Source organism: Clostridioides sp. ZZV14-6154 (assembly GCF_020657785.1).
GTDB lineage: Bacteria > Bacillota > Clostridia > Peptostreptococcales > Peptostreptococcaceae > Clostridioides.
This window is the reverse complement of sequence record NZ_JAGWCY010000025.1, coordinates 1-5625: the sequence shown is the minus strand read 5'-3', so window position 1 is coordinate 5625 and position 5625 is coordinate 1. Positions and strand designations below refer to the sequence as shown.

3 protein-coding genes and 1 rRNA gene are annotated in these 5625 nt (G+C 27.7%); 3 read left to right on the top strand and 1 reads right to left on the bottom strand.

Annotated elements, in window-relative coordinates:
- Nucleotide 1: 1 nt before the first annotated feature.
- A 5S ribosomal RNA gene (gene rrf, locus KGF45_RS19380) occupies nt 2-118 on the top strand.
- 208 nt (nt 119-326) lie between these two features.
- On the opposite strand, the gene KGF45_RS19375 is transcribed toward rrf, so the two are convergent.
- Nucleotides 327-1511, bottom strand: a complete 1185-nt coding sequence (locus tag KGF45_RS19375; protein WP_227843071.1) for a pyridoxal phosphate-dependent aminotransferase — start codon at nt 1509-1511, stop codon at nt 327-329.
- Between the two features lie 372 nt (nt 1512-1883).
- Here KGF45_RS19375 and KGF45_RS19370 point away from each other — a divergent pair, with 372 nt between their 5' ends.
- Both KGF45_RS19370 and nrdG read left to right on the top strand, forming a co-directional pair.
- Nucleotides 1884-4235 carry an anaerobic ribonucleoside triphosphate reductase gene (locus tag KGF45_RS19370; protein WP_227830475.1) on the top strand — a complete coding sequence of 784 codons (2352 nt, stop codon included), beginning with the start codon at nt 1884-1886 and terminating at the stop codon, nt 4233-4235.
- A 21-nt stretch (nt 4236-4256) separates the two neighbouring features.
- Nucleotides 4257-4796, top strand: a complete 540-nt coding sequence (nrdG, locus tag KGF45_RS19365; protein WP_227830474.1) for an anaerobic ribonucleoside-triphosphate reductase activating protein — start codon at nt 4257-4259, stop codon at nt 4794-4796.
- Nucleotides 4797-5625: the final 829 nt, after the last annotated feature.

Genomic DNA, 5625 nt, shown 5'->3' with positions numbered 1-5625 from the left:
ATGTGGTTACAATAGCAGAGAGGATACACCTGTTCCCATTCCGAACACAGAAGTTAAGCTCTCTAGCGCTGATGGTACTTGGTGGGAAACTGCCTGGGAGAGTAGGACGTAGCCACGTAATTTTTTTATTTGTCGTATTGATTTAAAGTTTAAAATAAAATTCTAGATTAATATAAGAAATAAAATAAAAACCTATTGATATGAAAATCAATAGGTTTTTATTTTATTTAAGTTTTTAATTACGATGTTAAATATATTATATAGATACACAATCTATTAATTATCATCTAATATCTTATAATTTAAAAATTGTTTGATTAAAATTATTATGCCATTATCTTAGATACAAATTCTTTTAATTTATCTAATCCATCCAAGAAAGTATTTTCATTACAAGCATAAGATATACGAATATATTTATCCATACCAAATGCTATTCCAGGAACAACTGCTACATTGTATTCTTCTAAAAATTGATTACAAAATTCTATAGAAAAACTATCTTTGTATTTAAACTTTTCAGCTATCTTAGAAAGGTCTATAAAAGCATAAAACGCACCATCTGGATTTACATACTCTACATTTTCGATATAATCTAATTTAGATGTGATTAAATCTCTTCTAGATTTATATGTTTTAACCATATCATATATATCAGTCGAGCAATCTTTTAAAGCTCCATATGCTATGTATTGTGATGTTAAGCTTGGATGTGATATAAGATGTCCTTGTATAGAGCTCATTGCTTTAGCGATGGCTTTATTAGAAGCAGTATAGCCCAATCTTAATCCAGTCATAGCAGCTGATTTAGAAAAACCATTTACAGTTATAGTTATATCTTTTGCTTCTTCACTTAATGAAGCAACTGATGTGAAATTTCCAGTGTAACAGATTTTTTCATATATTTCATCTGCCAAAATATATATTTTATTCTGTATACATACTTTTACAATTTCAATCAACTCATCTCTTGTATAGACACTACCAGTAGGATTTGAAGGATTATTTATTACAAGAATTTTTGTTTTGCTTGTTATAGATTTTTCAAGTTCTTCTTTTGTTAATTTGAATCCATTTTCTTTTTTAGTGTCAATAAAAACTGGAATAGCATTAACTAATTTAACCATTTCAGGATAACTAACCCAATATGGTTTTGGCAATAACACTTCATCTCCATCATCTGTTAACGCTAGCAAAGTGTTTGTTATAGAATTTTTAGCTCCACTTGATATAACTATTTCATCTATTGAATATCTACAGTTATTTTCTTCCATAAGTTTTTTACAGATTTCTTCTCTAAGTATTTTCAATCCAGGAACTAAATCATATTTAGTACAATCTTTATTTAAAGAGTCAATTCCATAAGATTTTGCAACATTAGGTACATTGAAATCAGGCTCTCCTATACTAAGGTTGATTATTTTAATTCCGTCACTTTCCATTTCTTTAACTTTTGAACTAATACCTATTGTATAGGATGGAGTTATAAAGTTTAGTCTTTTTGATAACATAAAATGCCCCCTTTTAAATTATTATTTATATTATACGACAAATTTGAAAAATGTACATAAGGAAATTTGTAGATATATATATTAATACATATGAAAATAAGTATTTTTTGCCTAAAATTAGTGTAAAAAAAAGAGAAAAAAATTTTGACTTCCAAAGTTGTTACAAACGCTGATGTTCAAAATATCTACATAGTATTTGCAATGATTTGCGTTAGTTTGACTATTATGTACAAATTTGATAATCTTAATATAGTAATTATTAAGATAATCCCTTTAACTTAGTTGAAGGGGATTTTTTTAGACTTAATATACTACATATAGTGGTATGTAGATTAATAAAATACAATATATAGTAATAGGAGGTTTTTTTAATTGGTTGAGTTTGTAAAAAAGAGAGATGGAAGAGTGATTCCATTTAATGAAGATAGAATAACAAGAGCTATATTTTTAGCAGCAACAAATGTTGCAGAAAGAGAAGGTATTGTACCTGATTATAAGTTATCTGAGCAACTAACTCAAGAAGTAATAAAGTTGCTAAATCATAAATATTCTGAATCAGTTCCAAGTGTTGAAGACATACAAAATTCTGTAGTTAAGGTTCTTATAGAAACAGGTCATGCAAAAACTAGTGAAGAGTACATAGTATATAGAACTGAAAGAAGTAGAATAAGAAATTCAAAAACAAGATTAATGAAGGCAATAGAGGAAATTACTTTTGAGGATGCAGAAGATGCTGATATAAAAAGAGAAAATGCAAATATCAATGGTAATACAGCTATGGGAACAATGTTACAATATGGAAGTACTGTATCCAAAGAATTTTGTAAGACTCATATATTAAAGCCAGAACATTCTTTCGCACATGATAATGGAGATATACATATACATGATATGGACTTTTTAAATATGGGAACATTAACTTGTTGTCAGATAGATGTTAAAAAACTATTTGAGGATGGTTTTTCAACTGGTCACGGTTTCTTAAGAGAACCACAAGATATAATGAGTTATGGAGCTTTAGCTGCAATTGCGATACAAAGTAATCAAAATGATCAACATGGAGGTCAAAGTATACCATTTTTCGATTATGGTTTGTCTGAAGGTGTGTATAAGACATTTAAAAAATTCTACATAGGAAACTTAGCTAAAGCATTAAAATTGTTTAAAGGAATTGAAAATAATGAAGCAATAAAGGACATAGTATATAGAACAGAGAAAGAAACAAATAAAAAAGTTGGTCTTAAAAAAGATGAATTGTATTTAAACTCTGAAAAAGAAAAACTAAGAGAAACATTTAATATTGATGAAGAACTTATAAAGAACATGCAAAACTTTGCATTTGAAGAGTCATATAAAGAAACTGATAAAAAGACATATCAATCTATGGAAGCATTTATACATAACTTAAATACAATGCATTCTAGAGCAGGTGCACAAGTACCATTTTCAAGTGTAAATTTTGGAACAGATATTTCTGAAGAAGGAAGAATGGTAACTAAGAATCTATTATTATCACAAGAAAGAGGTTTAGGTAATGGAGAGACACCAATTTTCCCAATATTGATATTTAAGGTTAAAGAAGGTGTAAATTTAAATCCTGAAGATCCTAATTATGATTTATTTAAGTTATCATGTAGGGTATCAGCTAAAAGATTATTTCCTAACTTTAGCTTTTTAGATGCTCCTTTTAATGCTAAATATTATAAAGCAGGAGATCCAGATACAGAAGCTACATATATGGGTTGTAGAACAAGAGTACTTAGTAATGTATGTGGACCAGAAACAGTTAGTGGCAGAGGAAATATATCTTTTACTACTGTCAATCTTCCAAGATTAGGTATAAAACATGGAATTATAAAAAATGATAAAACTAATTTAGATGAGTTTTTTAAAGAACTAGATGAGAAAATGGACCTAATTATAGAACAATTATTAGAGCGTCTTGAAGTTCAAGGAAATAAAAAAATGAAAAACTTCCCATTTTTAATGGGGCAAGGTGTGTGGAAAGATTCTGATGATTTGGGACCAGAAGATGCATTAAAAGAAGTAATAAAGCAAGGAACATTGACTATTGGGTTTATAGGTTTAGCAGAATGCCTTATTGCTCTTACAGGTAAACATCATGGAGAAAGTAAGGAAGCACAAGAGTTAGGACTAAAAATAGTATCATATATGAGACATAAAATGGATGAAGCTACAGACAAATATAAATTAAATTTCTCTTTAATGGGTACTCCAGCAGAAGGTCTTTCAGGAAGATTTACTAAAATAGACAAAAAAGTATATGGAGAAATTAAAGGTATTACAGATAAAGAGTATTATACTAATTCATTCCATGTTCCGGTTTATTATAATATAAGTGCATATGGCAAAATTGAGATAGAAGCTCCATATCATGAATTTACTAATGCAGGTCATATAACATATGTAGAACTAGATGGAGATCCATCTGATAACTTAGAAGCTTTTGAAACTGTCATAAAAGCAATGAAAGATTTGGGTATAGGATACGGAAGTATAAATCATCCAGTAGATAGAGACCCTATATGTGGTTTCTCAGGAGTAATAGCAAGTAATATATGTCCTGTATGTGGAAGAAATGAAGATGAAAGTGATATTAAATTTGAAAGAATAAGACGAATAACAGGATATTTAGTTGGTACAGTTGACAGATTTAATAATGCAAAAAAAGCTGAAGTTAAAGATAGGGTAAAACATAGATAGTTTTATTTGGAGGAATAAGTTATGAAGATAAGAATGTCATCTACTATAAGTCATGACAGTATAGTTGATGGACCAGGGTTAAGAATGGTAATATGGACTCAAGGATGTGTTCATAATTGTAAAGGATGTCATAATCCTCAAACACATAATTTATGTGGTGGCTTTTATATGGATACAAAAGAAATTATAAATGAGATAAAGTCACTAAAATTACAAAAGGGTATTACACTATCAGGTGGAGAGCCATTTTTACAACCAGAACCATTAGAAGAAATAGCAAAAGAAGCTAAAAAGACTGGATTAGATGTATGGTCCTATACAGGATTTACATTTGAACAACTACTAGATAAAAAAAATAGTGCATATTTCAAAAACTTGAACCTATTAAAGCAGATTGATGTTTTAGTAGACGGAAGATTTATAGATGAAAAAAAAGATATAAGTTTAAAATTTAGAGGTTCATCAAATCAAAGAATAATTGATGTTCAGAAGAGCCTAAAGTATAAAAAAGTGTTTTTAATTGAGCAGTATATGAAAGACGATTTATCTATAGCAGAATAGAACGTAAATAGACGAATGTAAAAATATATTTACATTCGTCTATTTTTATGTAAAAAGTTTTTGTTTAATTATGTGCTATATAAAATGTAATTATATTAGATTAACTGTTATAGCTTTGATTTTATAATATATTAGTTTGTTTTAATGTATATTCTTTTTAGACAGAGTTTCAAAAATTAAAAATTGTTTAATCGATTCTCGGCTAGGAAACTAAAATATTTAGTTAGATTGTGAGCGTTTTAGTTAATCTACAAATTTATGAAGTAAATATTAAGGTATTGATAAATACTTTAATAAAATTATATGCTTGTGTACTATTATTACTACTAATATTATTATTAATATTTTTGAGATAAAATAATGCTGCTACTAAAGTAAGCATTTTCAACTAAAGTTTTCAAGTTGTAAACATATTTTATCATATAAATAAGCAGACTAATGAGAAATGATTATACATATGGATTTATCTTTATTCAAAAAATAATAAATTATGTAATATGTGGATAAATATGTTTATAATGTGGATAATATTTAATATAATAAGTTAAAGCAATATGAATCAGTTGTTTATAATGTGGATAATATTACAATAGAGAGGTAAAGTGGTAATTTAAAAATAAAAAATGTAAAAAAAGTTGTTGACTCTAAAAGAAAAAGTTGGTATAGTAATACTTGTCCTCAAGAAAAGGGCATAAACATAAAGAACTTTGAAAATTAAACAGTAGGTTAATTTATAAAACAAGAAACAAACCATAAAGCCAGATATTTTGATAACAATAGTATCTGAGCCTGATAAACTTTTATTTGAGAGTTTGATCCTGGCTCAGGA